This window comes from Methylorubrum sp. Q1 (assembly GCF_004683995.1).
Classification (GTDB): Bacteria; Pseudomonadota; Alphaproteobacteria; order Rhizobiales; family Beijerinckiaceae; genus Methylobacterium.
Genome location: NZ_SRHQ01000016.1, coordinates 15,357 through 31,159, shown reverse-complemented (window position 1 = coordinate 31,159; position 15,803 = coordinate 15,357). Strand labels below are relative to the sequence as shown.

The following is a 15,803-nucleotide window of genomic DNA, read 5'->3' as shown; positions in this document are numbered from 1 at the left end:
CGATCATTCTGTGCAGTCACGGTTCTCTCCATGGACGGGGCGTCGGCTATCGGCCAGTGGCAAGGCCGAACGCCGTGCTCAGACGGGGCAAATTGACATTCGCTTACGCGGCGCCCGACGTGCTCCACTCCTTCTTCACCTCGTCGGCACTCCGATCGAGGCGGACCTGATCACCTTCGACGGCGATCACGAGGTCGATGGGGATGTAGTGGTGGAGCCCGCCCGCGTCCGCATCGCTCTTCGTCAGCTTGATCTCGCCTTTTCCGACGTGATCCACCGTACCGACATGTCCGCCATCGGAACCGACGACGGTGGCATGCTCGCGAATCTGGCTGGCATCGACCATGGCTGTGCTCCCTGTTGAGGGAGCCAACCGGCAGCGCGTGGGGAGGTTCCGCGTCGGCGATCCACGCAGCTCGGGGGAGGACCTGCGACGGTCCGCCATTGAACGATACCCCGCCCCGTCCGTTGCCGTGCGGTATTTCAACGGAGGTAGCGCGTGTCAGCGAACGAGTTCCAACACCGCGTCGGTCAGGACGTGGATTCCGTCGATCAGCTCAGCAGCGTCGTCATCCTCGGACTGGCCGTGGCGGGCGGCATCGCCGCGGTCGTGCTGGATCTCCTGCTGATCGGCTGACGCGTCGCTCGCTTGGACCAAGGCTAACTTGGACCAAGACCAACTTGGACCTCACCCAAACGAAAAGGGCCGGCATCGCTGCCGGCCCTTTCTCATTGACGTCTCGGACGGACGATTGTGCCCGTAGCCGAAGTTTGTCGGTTGGACCGATGCTAAGGCATTGAGATGCCTCAGCCCAGTTTTCCGATATTGCATCGAGTGCGTCGGCCTTTGTGTGTGAAGTTTGTCGGTTAAGCCCAGGCTACAGTCTGAACCGGTCGATCACGTCTGGTTCGTGCTCCTCCTCCACGGTTCGCCAGAGCGGTCGTGCATCGCCGAGATGAAGCACCGTGATGACCTTCTCGAAGGTGATCGCGTGGACCGTGAACTCCTCGACCTCCTCGTCGAACCAAACTCCTGGAGGGTGCGTAATGCCCGCGCGACACTCCGATGACAGGTCCGGTCGCATCGCTCCGGCGGCCGCTGGTATCTCGTGCGGAGGCCCCGACGTCCGGATGAAGCGGCCGGACTTGAACGCCGGGTCGCTGGACCGCGCCCAGAGGGCATAGCCCTCCGTCGAGACAACCATCAGCGAACGACGTTCGGTGATTTCGAGCCACCGAAGCGTCGCGGCCATCAACGACACGCCGTAGCGGTCGGCTAATGCACCGAGATCGGCCAGGGTCGGCTTGGCTCTCGGATCTATCTGTCGTCTGAGGTCGTGAAGCGGCATGAGCAAGGCCGCTGCGAAGGTGTCAGCCTCCTTCTCGATGTCTTCGCCGTTGCGGCGGCTGACGTCCTCCTCGCTGCAATAGATGCCTTCCGGCGGGAGCAGGTGCCGATGCAGGACCCAATGCGCGAATTCGTGAGCGACGGTGAAGCGCCGTCTTCCTGGCGTGGCCAACACATTGCTGACGATAAGCCACCCACCCGGATCAGCCCGAAGTGGGACGAGCGCCCCCTCGAACCCCTTGAGCGGTTCGGTCACGATGTCCTGGATGGGATCGTCCGCCGCGGTTGCACGCGAATATTCCCGGGCCAGTTGCTCGACATCGACGGGGTAGCGGTCGAGCCCTTTTGTAAGGTCGAGCAACTGGGTGAGTTGGTTTGCCCGACGCAGCGGGCCCATCTGTGCGGAAACCGGCATTGCCCCTGAACCCGAATCGCCTCGGACCAGGGTTGCAGGTAGGCCAGGTCACGACAACCTCGGCCTCAGCATTCATCCTCGAACCTATTTCTTGAACGTCTCAGTGATCCGACGGATTTGTTCCTTCACGTCTGGGTCGAGGCCCTTGTATTTGCGGAAAAATGCCTCGTCCTCAGCAGTTGACAGGTCCGCCTCAGCATCCATGAGGTAGTCAGACGTCACACCCAGCGCTTTTGCAATTCTGTCGATCTTCTCGGCCGAGGGCCTGGGCGGGGCCTTGTTCTCCAATTCCCAAACGTACGACTTGCTGGAGCCTGTCATCTCGGCGAGCTGTTCCAGCGTCAAGCCGGCCTTCTTCCGCAACTCTCGGATCTTCTCGCCGAACGTCGCCACCGTCCCATCCCTCCCGAACGCCACCGCTCAAACCAAAAAGTTCGCTGTAGGATAACACCGCAGCCTTGAAATGCGATACGGCCAGGCACAAGTTCGGTGTAGACATACTTAGCGGTTCGCTACCGCGGTGTCCTGGACGGAGCGGGGGTATGGAAGAAGAGCACCGAACGGACCCCGACGAGGCGATGGCCGCAATTCCTGCTCGCGTGCGCGATCCCCTTTCTGAGAAGGAGGCGGTCCAGGCATTCGCAGGTCGGCCTGCTGCATTGCCGATCCGGTTGGCGCTCTCCGGTGGGGGCGTGCGAGCGGCCGCCTTCCATGCCGGCGTCCTGAGGCGCCTCGCGCATGAGGATCTCCTCGAACGGGTCTCGCACGTCTCGACCGTATCGGGCGGAAGCCTTCTCGTATCGGCCGTCATGACGTTGAACGGGCTTACGTGGCCTGGATCGGCTGCCTATCGGGACGTGGTCTTCCCATCACTGCGGCGCCTGCTCACCACAGTGGACCTTTTCTCGGCCAAGGCCATCGGCTGGAGCGGGCTCTTTCGCTTCAATCGGCGGCTACTGACGCATCGGGCCAGCGTGCTAGCCGACTTGCTGGCTGATCGGTGGGGAGTCACCGCTCGTGTGCGAGACCTGCCGGAAAGCCCGATCTGGTTCATCAACACAACTTCCTTGCACAGCGGCAAGAATTGGCGGTTCTCGTCCCGTGAGATGGGCGATTGGGTCTTCGGACGCCACTATGCACCGGACGTGAGGCTGGCCGAAGCTGCGGCCGCCTCCGCGGCGGTGCCATACGTTTTAGGCGCCTTCTGGCTCGACCTACCCGCCGAGGGGTGGTTCCGAACCGATCCGGCAACACGCAAACCCCTCCAGCGTACGCAGCCTCCAACGACACGGATTGGGCTGTGGGACGGCGGCGCCTACGAGAACCTCGGCCTTGAGGCCATCTACAAGCCGGGACAGGCACCCGCCCCGGAGGCGTTCGTCATCTGCAGCGACGCCTCGGGGCCCGTCCCACCCTTCGGCGCGACCTCACCCTTCGCCATCCTGAAGGGACGCCTCGCCGGTCCCAGGCTGTTCGACATCGCCTCCGACCAGATCCGCGCCCTGCGCTCACGCATGTTCATGCGCGACGTGGAGGGCGAGACCCTGCGTGGAGCCCTGTTCAAGATGGGTGTCTCCGTCCGCGACGTGGATATCCTTGCCCGGCGCACCCGGCCCGAGCGGGATTACGACGGGTACCTCCGAGATGCTGACGTGCGCGCGGCGCTCGGCCATCCGACCGACCTGCGGGCGATGTCGCCGGCCGTCTTCGAACGGATCTCTCGCCACGGCTTCGAGGTGGCCGACACGGTCCTCACCACCCACTCGCCGGACCTGTTTCCCGAAACGCACCGCTGGACGCCGGCAGCCGACACCCGGCCCTGACCCTCGGAACAAGGAGAACCCCCATGCCCGCCTACGTCACCTTCTACCCGCTCGGGAACGCAGACGGCGCGCTCATCGAGCTCGCGAACAAGCAGATGCTGCTGATCGACTTCGGCAACCAGCGCAGCCCGAACGACCCCGAGGACGAGCGCTGCGATTTGGCCGACGAATTGCGCAAGACGCTGCGCAAGGCGAACCGCAACTCCTTCGACCTCGTCTGCTTCACCCACCTCGACGACGATCACTGCCAGCGCATGGGCGAGTTCTTCTGGCTGCGCCACTCAACCGCGTACCAGGACGCCGACCGCGTCAAGATCGACGAGCTCTGGGTCCCGGCCTGCGCGCTCACCGAGGCCAACCTCACGGGAGACGCGCGGCTGGTGCGGCAGGAGGCCCGCCACCGCCTGCGCGAGGGCAAGGGTATTCGGATCTTCTCCCGCGCCGAGCGCCTGAAGGACTGGATGGCGGCTGAAGGCATCGACTTCGAGAGCCGCAAGCACCTCTTCGTCGACGCCGGCAAGCTCGTGCCCGGCTACGAAAAGTCGGGTGCGGCGGCAGTTGAGTTCTTCGTCCACAGCCCGTTCGCATGGCGCCAGGATGAGGGCAACGTCATCGACCGGAATGGAGATAGCATTGTCTTCCAGGCGACGTTCGTGGACGGCGGGGAGGAATCCTATGCCATCTTCGGCTCGGACGTGGATTACCTGGCCCTCACCGACATCGTGAGCATCTCCCGTCGATACGGCAACGCCGACCGGCTGCGTTGGGATCTCATGAAGCTGTTCCACCACTGCTCCTATAAGTCCTTGGGCCCGGTGCGGGGGGTGACCGAGACGGAAGCAGTCCCGAACGTGAAGTGGTTGTTCGAGACCCAGGGCCGGAAGCGCTGCACCATCGTTTCCCCGAGCTGGCCCATCCCGCTGCCGGGAACGCCGGAAGACGCAGACAAGCAGCCTCCGCATCGCCAGGCCGCCACCCACCACCGTCGCGTTGTGCGCGAGAAGCAGGGCGACTTCATCGTCACGATGTCGCCCGCCGTCGGCAAGCCGAAGCCCGTCCGCTTCGAGATCAGCCGCTTCGGAGTGGGCATCGCGCTCGCCGCGCCGAGCGTGGCGGCGGCGTCGACTACGACCACGGCGCGTCAGGGCTGAACGCGATGTCCTGGATCGATGAGTGGGTTCTCGTTCCGCCCAGCGAGCTGTCTTTGCCGCAGGCCAAGGCTGTCCTGGTCTATCTGCAATCGGCCGTAGAGATCGCCAGCGTCTCCGAGACCCATCGTCACCCCAGCGGGGTTGAGATGATCGTCGCCAACATCCAGACGGGAGCGCCGCAACGCCCCGTCGTGGAGATAGAGCGCATCGAGCCCATCGGCATTGTGTTCGGGCCTGAGGCGGCCATGCCAATGGTCATGATGCTGCGGGATGATTTTCCGGACACCGAGCACCAGCAGTTGGTGCCGGATGGTTTTCCCGCAGCGATGTGCATTGACGACCGACCTTGGGACGAGGCGCGCCTCACCTGGACGCCGGCGGAGATGCTCCAGCGCATCCAGCTTTGGTTCCGGCGCGCCGCGCGCGGCGAGCTCCACGACCCACATCAGCCGGTCGACCCCTTCTTCGGGCTCTCGCCGCTCAAGATCGTCATCCCAGCATCCGTGTTGTCGAACACCGAGGGCTTGGAGCTCGTCGGCTTCCGCACCGTGCCGGACGACCCGGAGATCTTCACTGTCATGCCGGCCGGCTCGATGCCGCAGGCCACGGACGCGCACCGGCTGATCCCCGTCACCTACTGCGTGCCGCCGGAGCGGATGTCTCGGATGAGGAAGGCGCCGCGGAACTTGGCGGCCCTCGGCGCAATCCTTACTGACCGGGGGGTCGACATGCTGGGCGACCTGAGGGCGCGGATGCGCGTTTGGGCCGGTTCGGAGGAGAGGGACCGAGCACGGCTCAACGGTGTCCTCGCCATCATCGTCGCTTTCCCCGTAATCGCGCCGGACGGCAGCGAGAGGCCGGGGCTCCTCGACCTTCGCGTGTTCATAACGCTCAAGTCCTTGGGCGAGATCGGTGTTGCCCTCGGACAGTTGCATGCCCATGAGGGCACCGCCGCGTCCGGCTTCGCGCGTGCGATTCCCACCGGCGACGTCGACGAGGCTGCCCTTGCCGCATGTCCGATCCAGATGGCCCAGGTTCATCGCGCCTTCGACCCCGATTGGGCGGCGACGCTCGCTGGCCGGGCGGACCGGGACCCTAGGAAAGTCGTGCTGGTCGGCGCAGGCGCCATCGGCTCACACCTGGCTGAGTACCTCATCAGGGAGGGCCGGTTCGACTGGACCGTAGTCGACGACGACCGGCTGCTTCCGCACAATCTGGCGCGCCACACGCTGGGCGGGATGGAGAATGGCCACGTCAAGGCTTCTGCGCTCGCAAACCGTCTGAACTCTATCTTCAGGCCGACGACCGAGCCGCCGGTGGCACGGTCCATCGACGCCAACGTACTCCGCCCCGGGTCGAGGGAAGGCGAGCTCGATGAAGCGCTCGCTGCGGCATCGGTGATCATCGACGCGTCCGCCTCGGTCGCGGCGAGCCGTCACTTGGCCGACCTCGACGTGCCGGGAAGGCGGGCGAGCGTCTTCTTCAATCCCTCCGCCGAGGCCGTGGTGGCGCTGGTCGAGCCGGAGGATCGGTCCCTGACGCTGCGCGACTTGGAGGCGCAATATCACCGTGCCGTACTCCAACGCCCCGAACTGGAACGCCACCTGACAGCGATTGGCGAACGCTTCGCCTATACGGGTGCGTGCCGTGCCGTCACCAACCGAGTGCCTGAGAGCCGGATCGCTCTCTTGTCCTCGCTCGCATCGGCGGGTCTGGCGCAGGCGCTCAGCAACGCCGGAGGGTCCATCCGCGTGTGGTCCGCCGACCCTGACGGTCGGGTCATCCTCAGCGACCCGATGGTTGCACCGGTGTCGAGATACCCCCTGCTGAATTGGGAGATCACGGTCGACGCGGATGCGCACGCCCAGATGGTCGCGATGAGGGATAGGTTCTTGCCCAGCGAGACAGGGGGGGCCGCAATTGGGATTGTCGACAGTCTCGCCCGCAAGGTGCACCTCGTCGAGGCTCTGCCGGCGCCTCCGGACAGCAAGTGTTCGCCGAGCGGGTTCGAGCGAGGCATCGCTGGTCTCTCGGACGACGTGACCGGCAAGCTGGCCAGGACCATGGACCAGACCCAGTACATCGGCGAATGGCACTCCCACCCGCCGGATCACCCCTTGTCACCGAGCCCCACGGACGTCGTCCAGCTCTGCCGGTCGGCTCTGAACGCATCGCTGGAAAGCCTGCCAGCGCTGTCCCTCATCGTCGGCGACGAAGGGCTCAACGTCCTAATTGGTGAGAGCCGGCTTGAACTCGGCGGAATTAATTAGGTCAGTATTTTTTACGACCACACCATGCGCCCTTGTCAGTGTCGAACAGATTAAACCCGAGGTGATACCCTTTGATGGCGCTTCGAACGTTTCAGGAACTGATCGACCTTTATCCAGATCTAGGTCCGCTGGGCTGTAGGGAGGAGGCGCGAAACTGCGGGCCCGATCCAGCGGTTGCTCCGCTGCTCAAGCAGGCTGCGGACGGGTATGGTCATGACCTCCTTGAAGCCCTTGAATACTGGACCCGGAACAACGACCGCGTAGTCTTCTTCTTAGTGGATCGAAACGAAAACGGCGACAAAGTTGCCAAAAGCAACCTGATGTCGGCGCGACTGTTAAAATTGCGTAATATTATTAGCTTATACGGTGACTCCATTGCCGTGGATGAGGCGGAGAAGGCGGCATCGGCTTGCGTCGAGACAGTCAGCCGCCATGCAGACCTTATCCTCCAGAGCTTTAACTCACCCCTATTTCCCCAGATGGCGGTTAGCGTCTATCGAGGCACCGCGATCTACCGAGACGAGTTGAATGCCAAATTTGCGCCAGGATGCCTAATAAGGCATGGGCTTCCGCTGGCGTGCACTCTGAACAGAGATTTCGTTCCCTTACATTTCGCCTGGAAGCGTCGGAACAAGCTCGCAGACCGCGAGCCCGGCAGGCCCATCGCATCAATTATTCTGGAGATTAGGCCACAAGCCGGCATCGAATGCCCGATGCTCTGGTCAGGCCACTTTAAGCAACAACTAGCTGGAGCCGACTTCCGCTGGCAGCAGGAAGTGCTGATCCCACCCAACCTTTCAATTAAGGTTGAGACCTGCGACCCCATGTCGAACGCAGAGCTCTTTCATGTTAGGGCGGCGGGGGAGTTGCCGTAAGATATCTTGCCATAACATTGCACAATTCTAGCTCCGAAGCGCCTCGACAGCACACATTTCGTAGAAGGTAGCATTGAACTCTGCCTTGGTCAGGGCCGGCTTGATCCCCCGCGCCAGGAGCGCGCCCTGCACCCTCGGCAGGGGGATACCCAGCATCTCAGCAACCTCCGTCATCCGTACGTATCGCGCGCGGAACTTGTCGAAATCGTCCTTGACGACCACGAGGATGTCCCTGGGCAAGGTAGGATGGCGCTGGACGCTCGTGCCTAGGAAGCCTCTCTCGATCAGGATGTTCACGGTACGGCTTGGGATGCCGAGTGCCTGCTCGACCTTCCTTCGAGTAAGACCTTCTAATTCGGGGCGACGAAGCCGGGAGCGGACTTCGACGATGTCCAGCAGTACCGACCCAAGTCCGCTCGATCCTTCGAGGTATCCGACCCACCTCAGGCTGCCGCTCCGCACCAGGCCGACCACATCGACGAGGCAGGATTGCGCCCTGCGAACCGCATGCAGCAGGCTGCAGGTGCCATCGGGAAGCGACTGGACGGTCTCGGCCCCACTGCGGAGCAAGCCCATGAAGGCGTCGAACTCCGCTTTGGCGATGCGTGGAGAGCCGGCCCCCATCACATCCGCGTCCAGCATCCGCAGGTGACCGGCATCGACGAGTTGCTTCGCACGGCTCCACTCGATGCCGAGGTCGGACGCGACCTCGGTGACCGTCATCGCGGTCGACACCCGGAGGAGCAAGCTGGACGCCTGGGCCGCGTCGAAGGTGACTTCATGATCCGGCACCGCCTCATGCCCAGGCCTCAGATGCCCAGCGTGGTTCAAAACCTTCCTCAACCGGATGCCGTTGAGACCGGTCTCGTTCGCGGCCGAGCGGATCGAGTGCAGCTTTCGATAGGGAAGTGACTTTCCGAACATCCTCTCGTTCGGGTTGAACGGGGCGTTGTCGGCCACACACCTTACGAGCAGATCGCGGATCGGGTCGTAGGCGTTGTCACGCGTTTGATTTTCAAGCCAGTCGTAGAGGGCACCGAACCAAGCCTGCGGCCCGACCGGCGTCGCGCGCTTGCCTTCGTAGTCTGCGATCAACGTTCGGATGGCGTCGGCGATGGCCCCGGGGCCCGCCGCGGTAATTTCGAACCCCTCGGCGCCGGAACGTGCCCAATCGTCGGGACCGAGACGCTTTGCCTTCCGCGCCGGCCCAAACACCAATACCGAACCGAGCATTTCGCAGGTCCGGGCCGCGGAGTAGAAGGGGAGCCGATCAAGCCAATTGGATGTCGGTCGCCCCTCCAGCCGATCCAACAGGTACGCCTCAAAGCCCGACGCCCGCCGGGGCCTTGCGTTCGCGGTCTCGGCGCCCCTGCCCATCACCCAGGGCCCCACGACCGAGGCATGGTCCTGCTTGGTAGTGCGGGGTGCCCCGGGCAGGTCGATCATCACCATGTCGTGGACCGGGCAGGTGCGGATGTGTACGACCCTCCAGGCCGTTCGCCCATAGGTCGCCACTTGGTTGGGCATTGCCCCCTGGGCAAACCGGATGTCGTCCACAACGCAGGCCGGGCACACCCTCACGCTGGCCCCGACGAAGCTTGATACGACGAACGACTGTCCCCTGAGTCGGTACAGTGACCGCCTCGCCTCGGGAATGCAGGCCTCACGGTGGAACTGGTCGACGTGTGTCCCGGTGAGCTCGCAGATGCGGTCAACGGATGCCGCATCACCCTCGACGAGGCCCATGTAATCGATGCCGAGATCCTTGCAGAGGTCGCGTCCGCTCGGCAGGCCGTTGATCCACGCGAGCCGCGAGACGTAGCTCGCCGGGGTCTCGGCCGGCATGAAGGGTAGGCTCGGATGCAGCCTCATCGACGGCCCTTCTTTCGGGGCGCGACCGGCTTTGCGTCCTCGCTCGCCCGCATGACCAGTGTGCAGTCGATCTTTCTCCAGTTCGCCACGACGAATGGGTTCGCCGCGTCTGAACATCCCGTACGGATGCGGTAGGCCAGCTTGAAGTGCTCGATGCCGAGCACGGTGGCCCGAGGCTTGGCATCGAGAGCTAGGCCGATGGCGTCGTGCGCGATCTGCATCGTAGTGCCGAGCTCGTACAGGGCCGCGTGGATGAGCCGGGGCGCGAGCTTCACGTCGATGTTGGCGGGGACACCCATCCCGGCCACCCCGGCCATGTCGGCGACGGCCGCGGCGATCATCGAGGGGTCGTGGCGGCTCCGGAGCGAGCGCAGGTTCACGAACACGGCCCGCCGGCGCACCTCCCCCTTGGTGTCGGCGTTCGCCCTCCCGTCCTCCTCGGGCTCGTTCAGTCCCTCGAAGAACGGGACCACCTCCGGCAGGCCCGACAGGACGAGCACCACCGGCCAGTTCGGCGAAATCAGGAACGCCTTCAGCAGCGTCCGGATCTGGGTGAGCTCGCGCTTGTTCGCCGTCTCTAGGACGTTGTGGATCTCGTCCAGGTGCAGCACGACCTTACCGAGGAATTCGAGGCGGTCGCGGACTCGGCCCCACACCGCCGGCACGGGTCGCTCCGCCGCCATGGGAAAGCCGAGCACCCGCAGGATCTCCAGACCGAGCGCCTTCGGGTTGCACGGCGACGGCGTCTGGACCGACACCGCCCGGCAACCGAAACCCGGAACTCCGAAGCCGGGGAAGGCGGGATGGTCGGATACGATACGAGAAATCATCGAGCTTTTCCCCGCACCCGTCCTGCCGACCAGCACCAGGGCCCGGGTTTCACTCCGGTTGCCGGCCCCCAGGGGGCGGGCGGGATCGAGGCGGGTCACCAGGTCGGCGTAAAGCTTCCGGAAGGTCTCTGCGGTCTCATCGTCCCGATCCGGTGTCCTGAGGATGCGCGATCTCACCCGCTCCATGACGTCGAGAGTCTCGCGCTCGTCCGGCGACATCGCCGCGAGCAGTTCCTGCAGCACGTCCGTGCCAGCGCCTTCGAACGCGCTCATCGCCCTTCCTCACTTCGGCCACCGATGCGCCACGTGGGTGTGGCCTGGGGCGCCGCAGTCTCCGGCGGTTGCTCCACGGCGGCGTCGGTCCCGCCGCCCATCGCTGGGATGACGGCGTCGAGAAGATCGCCGGCGCTGCCGCCGGCCTCGTCATCGTCCCATTCGGGCAGAGCGAAGCCGTAGCCGAGGGCTTCGCGGGCGCGACGGAGCGTGTCAGGAGTGTCGAGGGCTTCCATGATGCCGGCCTCGAGACGGCAATCCTCGGCGATGGCCGCGAAGGCGGAGACGGAGGCGAGCACGACCGGCCGCGACAGGGACGCGTCCCGGGCATGGCGTGCCCGGAGATCGGCGGCTGCCTCCTGCCAGACTCGTAGCGGTACGCCGCGGAGCTCCGGCTTCCAGCAGGATACCGCGACCCAGTCGTCGCCGAGCTTCACCGAGGCATAGCCGACGTCCTCCGGGTCGACCCGGCAGGGCACGTCGTGGATGCCCTTATGAGTGAACCATTCGTAGAGCTCCCGATTCTGGTAGCGGAGCCCCAGGATCGTCACGCCGGAGTTATCGAGCGTTACGCTGTCCTCGATGCCGAAGATCACCCGTTTGGTGTGCCGGTCCGGGACCGGGATGCGCCCGGTGGTCCTGCGTAGACGGAGGAAGGCGTTGCGAGGCGTCTCCCCACCCAGGCCTGGGTGTGGCCTGTTGTGGTAGTCGTCGACGACGTGACGGACGAGGGCGCGCGCGAGCACGTCCAGTGGAACGCTGGCGTTGTTCTCGGCCTTGTAGGTGCCCCTCTGGACGACGTTGGAGAAGGTGCGGCCCGTGAAGTGGCCCATGAACCTCTTTTCAATGGACGAGAACATGCGCTCGATGGTTCCGCGCAGCCCGGGCTTGCCGGCCGGGGGGTGGTCAAAGGTTGCGCCCATCGCCCGCACGACGCCGCGGGTCTCCTCGGCATAGAAGGCCGAACCCCAATCGGTGACGAGCGTCCCAATGCCGGTCGACATGAACCAGTCGGTCAGCGCGCCGGCCCCGTTCGAGAGCGCGGCCTTGTTGCTCATGATCATGCGGATGGTGGCGACGGCCTCGGAGGCTCGCGGCTTCTCGACCAGGCGCATGCCAAGCACGCATCGGCTCGCCCGGTCGATGGCGACGTAGAGCCACCAGCGGGCGCGTCCCACGGCCTTCCGGGTCTCCGGGTCGAGATCCTTCCAGACCCTGGCCTGGACGAGAAGCGTCTGCAGGCTGACCTGCCACTCGTCCATCTCGATGCGGTCGCCGATCCGGGTCACGGCCGGCCCGTCCTCGACGGCGGCGAACTTGCGGCACGCGGCTTCGAGGGTGTGCCGGCGCGAGTAAACCCAGAAGGCGTCGAGCGACTTGATCTCGGCATAGAAGCGACGCCGGCTCGGCAGCCTGAGCGAGGGCAATCCGACCTTGGCCAACTCCGCGTTGCGTTTCCTGATGGCGTCGTCCAACTCGTCGTAGAGCAAGGCTCTTGGCGGCCTCGCCTGCGAGGCGTAGGTGCGGGCCTTTCCGACCATCAGGTCGTGGGCCTCGGGCTCCAGCTTGGGCGTGCGGTCTCCGCAGTGGCGGTAGTTGTCGCGCAGCGCCTCGGGGGCCCAATCGCAATCCTCCATGATGCGCAGCCAGCGCTGCAGCGTCCGGTAGCTCGGCGGCGCGCGGCTGACGATCACGGTGCCCGAACGAACCTTGCGCGGGTTGCCGTCCTTGTTGAGCGGAACGGGCTTGCCTTTGGCGCGCTTCTCGTCCGTGCGACGGACGATCCTGGCGCATTCGAGCTGGTTCACCTCCACCGCGATCTTCCTGATGGCCGCGGCCATGCCCTCGTTCGAGCGGTCGGCCTGTCCCCGATCCACCATGGCGGTGAACCGCTCGACGTACTCCACCTTCCACAAGACCTTTGGCTGCTCGCGCTTCGGGATCTCGGCGAAGTTCGTTACCCCGCTGCGCTGGCGCGCGCGGGACTTTCCGTCGTTGAACCAGTCCCTGTCGTAGCGGTACTGACCCGAGTTCTCATGCGCCGCCATCTCGGCGTGCGTGAAGTTCTCGAACATGTCTGGATCGTCGACGCGCCGGAACCGGTGGCCGCGCTCGTCCGTCTCGACGCAGGTGTAGGCCACCTTGCCGATGCGGATGCGGTCGTGCTCCCCGAACGCGATGCGGTCGTCCTCACGGTTTGGCCGGGTCATGGCGGCCCCCCGGGGACGGCCCGGCGGACCATCATGTCCAGGTCGATCAGTCCGCGTCGGGTCGGCACGAGGATTCCGTCGCCGATGGCGCGGGCCACCGCGGAGAAGCCCTGGTCGTGATGTTCGAGGCCCGCGGTCCTGACGATGCAGGCGATGGTCGAGGCGCCGTTCAGTTCCTCCGCCACCCCGCGCACTCGCGCGTCGAGCTCAGGGTCGGGCAGGCGGCGGGCGTCATGGATCAGCCTGCCGTTCTGGACGTCCGCGCGGGGCATCATCGCGTCGGTCATGAGCAGCGCGCCGTCCGCGAAGGCGGGCTCCATCTGCCGCGCGATCAGGGTGATGAGCGCCTTGGTGCCGTGCTTGTCTGCGATGGCCTTCGGCTTGACGGCAACGGCGATCCTGCGCCCGGACTTCAGCATTAGGAGGAAGTCAAAGGTGTGGGTGCGTCGGACACCCTCGTGGTCCCGGTACGGTACCGGGGCGGGCTGCTCGAACAGCCGGGCGCAGTCGGGCCTCGCCAAAAGGATAAGGGCGGCCTTGGCCTCTAGCTCACTCTCCGTGAGGATCTCGCGGTTGTCGTTGGGCTCGACGATGAAGGAACGCCCCGACCACTGGGGGGTCTGTGCGTACCGACGCGTCGCCACAGAACGCGACGGCTCGCGCCAGCGGTGGGCCGGCTCGTCCGAAGCGAAGGTTGCGGGGATCGTCGACACGTTCGTCTGCCTCGATGGAAGAGAATTGACCCGGGCTGGGTGCCGAGGACGTTGGGAAAAGGGCGCACGGCATCAGCCCGCTGATGCACCGTGACCAACCGTGGGCGTCGATTGACGCGGCCCAAGGCCGCGGCCGTGAGCGGCGCGGCCCCTACTCGGGGCCGAGAAGCGAATTTCGAGGTGTGCTGCTGATTCCGTCCGCATTTGGCACGGGTCGGCAATCGCTCGGGCTGGATGCCCGTTGGTCGTCCTGTTAATGCCTCACCGGCAGACCGTCCGGCGTGGTCGTGAGCCGTGGAGCGGAAGCTGCACCTGTCGCTCTCGATGTCACCAGGACGGAAGGCTACTTCGAAGGTTTCTGCATGTGGTGTGCAACTAGTCGAAATATATTTGTAGATTTGCGCTTTCACTGGAAGCGTCCACGCGCATTGCTTCCAAGCTACATCACTTGCTTCATCTTAAGCTCTACGGCGCAGTTGGCATTGAGGCTGCCGGCCTCAAGCTCCGGGCTCGATTTTATCGATATCGTTCAGTAGTCTATATGCGTATCGCCAGATTGGTATCGGCGGCGCGATCTGCCTACATGCTATTGTGACTTGCTTAAGAAGCCGCATCACGTTGACGATGTGCTGCTTTCTTGCTGGCCTTCGAGTCTGCGTAGCGCGTGCGTCATAAGTCGGCGCTGAGATGCTTGGAGATTGGAATGCTGTGGGTGCATGCTGCTTGCCTCCCCTGGGTATCAGGCAGCACGCATGGCTCAGCATAATCCGCTTGCGGCTGAAGCCGGGCGTAGGCATTATGCCGCCGTGATTGCTGCGCGATTCCTCTGGAATCGTCAGTGTCGCTGATAGGCCGTCCGGTTAGCTGCCACGCCTGGCGGACGGCTTAGTGATTGGGCGCTCAGGATCTCCTGAGCGCCTTTCTCATTTGTTCCATAGCTGCATTGTTCGTCCTCTGGTTAGCTGCTGCTCGAGTGCTGCTGAGCGCTCGTCAAATGTGGCGAGCTCGTATCGGCACTCCAGCGATTCGCTTATGCATTGCAGGAAGGAACGGCGAACGCAAGCCTCCCCTCAAGCAACGAATGCGATCTTCAGCCGCCTCGATAAGCAGAACTATCGGTCCGAAGCTCCACCCCGAGCAGTGGCGCCAGGATTGACTGGATATCGGTACGAATCGGAAACGATGTGACTAGGTTTATTCTGCCGGATGCATATCGATCGTAGATAGTCAATTTTTAAATAGGCGACATTGTGTGGAACTTGCATAAAAGGAATCGGTTTTGTTCGAAATGCACATTTATTTATAATCAAAGGAGCGGAGCGTCCATTTTTGCCTGCTCATTCCTTCGTCGCAGGGACATCGGAGCTCATTTAGGAGGGCGAACCATTCCTTCGAAGCGCAGAAAAATTTGGCTGGCGCGTCGTAAATTTGCAACGCAATCGCGCTTCTGGGTGAGGGCCTCAAACAGAGAGTGTTATAGCTTGTAGGCTTGGGTCGCTATGCGGGGAGTAGCCCCCGACCTGCTCTTTTCAAAAACCAAAGGGCACACGCTTTTCGTGGCAGCTCATTGGGACAGCGCGTCGATCACGTCTGCACTTAGATCGCCAGCGCACTGGCTAGGCGATCCTGCCGTGGAGCCGATTCACCGAAACGACGTCGTACAAGGGTCTCCGGCGATAGCCCTTCCCCAGGCTCTAGGTCCGCCTGACCGGCGCAGACAAGTGCAAGGACTGCTGCTGCTGGCTCGAGATCTGAGCTTCGCACACAGTTGGCGAGTTCGCCGAGCGTCAACCCCGCTTCAGCGTCATTCAGACGCTCCAGAATTCTGAGCCGGTCTCCGACAGGGATTACGAGCTTGCGAGCTGCCCAAACTGCCCGAGCGGTGGAGCATCGCGGTTCGGACAGAACGTAGGATCTGGTGATCAAAACGTGGTCAGGAAAGTTTTTTTTGAGGACAGCTCAAGGCGACTGGTGGTGGCCATGATTAATCGCCGCTGGACTCCGGCAACTACAATAAAACTAA

12 protein-coding genes are annotated in these 15,803 nt (G+C 63.9%); 5 read left to right on the top strand and 7 right to left on the bottom strand.

From position 1 onward, the window contains the following. Nucleotides 1-103: 103 nt before the first annotated feature. Nucleotides 104-346, bottom strand: a complete 243-nt coding sequence (locus tag E4V01_RS15980) for a DUF2171 domain-containing protein (protein WP_135299021.1) — start codon at nucleotides 344-346, stop codon at nucleotides 104-106. 153 nt (nucleotides 347-499) lie between these two features. On the opposite strand from E4V01_RS15980, the gene E4V01_RS25740 reads away from it, so the two are divergent. Then, nucleotides 500-637: a hypothetical protein gene (locus tag E4V01_RS25740; RefSeq protein WP_193763212.1), complete on the top strand. Its 138-nt coding sequence runs from the start codon at nucleotides 500-502 to the stop codon at nucleotides 635-637. Between the two features lie 241 nt (nucleotides 638-878). Here the strand turns inward: E4V01_RS25740 and E4V01_RS15970 are convergent, their stop codons facing one another. Both E4V01_RS15970 and E4V01_RS15965 read right to left on the bottom strand, forming a co-directional pair. After that, entirely contained in the window at nucleotides 879-1,763 is an 885-nt protein-coding gene (locus E4V01_RS15970; protein ID WP_135299020.1) for an ImmA/IrrE family metallo-endopeptidase, read from the bottom strand. Between the two features lie 84 nt (nucleotides 1,764-1,847). Further along, nucleotides 1,848-2,156 (bottom strand): helix-turn-helix domain-containing protein, encoded by a 309-nt coding sequence (locus E4V01_RS15965; protein ID WP_135299019.1) that lies wholly within the window; start codon nucleotides 2,154-2,156, stop codon nucleotides 1,848-1,850. Between the two features lie 65 nt (nucleotides 2,157-2,221). On the opposite strand from E4V01_RS15965, the gene E4V01_RS15960 reads away from it, so the two are divergent. From E4V01_RS15960 to E4V01_RS15945, 4 genes are all read left to right on the top strand, one after another. Continuing rightward, complete coding sequence (locus E4V01_RS15960) at nucleotides 2,222-3,586, top strand: patatin-like phospholipase family protein (protein ID WP_210234752.1); 1,365 nt, start codon at nucleotides 2,222-2,224, stop codon at nucleotides 3,584-3,586. A 23-nt stretch (nucleotides 3,587-3,609) separates the two neighbouring features. Next, nucleotides 3,610-4,737 carry a hypothetical protein gene (locus E4V01_RS15955; protein WP_135299018.1) on the top strand — a complete coding sequence of 376 codons (1,128 nt, stop codon included), beginning with the start codon at nucleotides 3,610-3,612 and terminating at the stop codon, nucleotides 4,735-4,737. 5 nt (nucleotides 4,738-4,742) lie between these two features. Next, a complete protein-coding gene (locus E4V01_RS15950; protein WP_135299017.1) occupies nucleotides 4,743-7,007 on the top strand; it encodes a ThiF family adenylyltransferase in 2,265 nt (754 codons plus the stop codon). 74 nt (nucleotides 7,008-7,081) lie between these two features. After that, nucleotides 7,082-7,882, top strand: coding sequence for a hypothetical protein (locus E4V01_RS15945; RefSeq protein WP_135299016.1), 801 nt, complete (start codon nucleotides 7,082-7,084; stop codon nucleotides 7,880-7,882). Nucleotides 7,883-7,909: 27 nt separating this feature from the next. Here E4V01_RS15945 and E4V01_RS15940 read toward each other — a convergent pair whose 3' ends face one another. The 4 genes from E4V01_RS15940 to E4V01_RS15925 are packed head-to-tail and all read right to left on the bottom strand — an operon-like array spanning nucleotide 7,910 to nucleotide 13,780. Then, a complete protein-coding gene (locus E4V01_RS15940; RefSeq protein ID WP_193763211.1) occupies nucleotides 7,910-9,727 on the bottom strand; it encodes a TniQ family protein in 1,818 nt (605 codons plus the stop codon). A gap of 23 nt (nucleotides 9,728-9,750) precedes the next feature. Next, the gene (locus E4V01_RS15935; protein WP_135299014.1) at nucleotides 9,751-10,857 is read right to left on the bottom strand and encodes a TniB family NTP-binding protein; all 1,107 of its coding nucleotides are present in this window, start codon (nucleotides 10,855-10,857) and stop codon (nucleotides 9,751-9,753) included. Then, the gene (locus E4V01_RS15930; protein WP_135299013.1) at nucleotides 10,854-13,067 is read right to left on the bottom strand and encodes a DDE-type integrase/transposase/recombinase; all 2,214 of its coding nucleotides are present in this window, start codon (nucleotides 13,065-13,067) and stop codon (nucleotides 10,854-10,856) included. Before E4V01_RS15930 ends, E4V01_RS15935 begins: the two co-directional genes overlap by 4 nt. Next, entirely contained in the window at nucleotides 13,064-13,780 is a 717-nt protein-coding gene (locus E4V01_RS15925) for a TnsA endonuclease N-terminal domain-containing protein (RefSeq protein WP_135299012.1), read from the bottom strand. The genes E4V01_RS15930 and E4V01_RS15925 overlap by 4 nt, the downstream gene beginning before the upstream one ends. Nucleotides 13,781-15,803: the final 2,023 nt, after the last annotated feature.

What these genes read in the sequence shown, in the direction of transcription:
- E4V01_RS15955 (WP_135299018.1), top strand. Translation starts at nt 3,610, where the DNA reads ATGCCCGCCTACGTCACCTTCTACCCGCTCGGGAACGCAGACGGCGCG.
- E4V01_RS15970 (WP_135299020.1), bottom strand. Translation starts at nt 1,763, where the DNA reads ATGCCGGTTTCCGCACAGATGGGCCCGCTGCGTCGGGCAAACCAACTC.
- E4V01_RS15935 (WP_135299014.1), bottom strand. Translation starts at nt 10,857, where the DNA reads ATGAGCGCGTTCGAAGGCGCTGGCACGGACGTGCTGCAGGAACTGCTC.
- E4V01_RS15950 (WP_135299017.1), top strand. Translation starts at nt 4,743, where the DNA reads ATGTCCTGGATCGATGAGTGGGTTCTCGTTCCGCCCAGCGAGCTGTCT.
- E4V01_RS15980 (WP_135299021.1), bottom strand. Translation starts at nt 346, where the DNA reads ATGGTCGATGCCAGCCAGATTCGCGAGCATGCCACCGTCGTCGGTTCC.
- E4V01_RS15930 (WP_135299013.1), bottom strand. Translation starts at nt 13,067, where the DNA reads ATGACCCGGCCAAACCGTGAGGACGACCGCATCGCGTTCGGGGAGCAC.
- E4V01_RS15945 (WP_135299016.1), top strand. Translation starts at nt 7,082, where the DNA reads ATGGCGCTTCGAACGTTTCAGGAACTGATCGACCTTTATCCAGATCTA.
- E4V01_RS15940 (WP_193763211.1), bottom strand. Translation starts at nt 9,727, where the DNA reads ATGCCGGCCGAGACCCCGGCGAGCTACGTCTCGCGGCTCGCGTGGATC.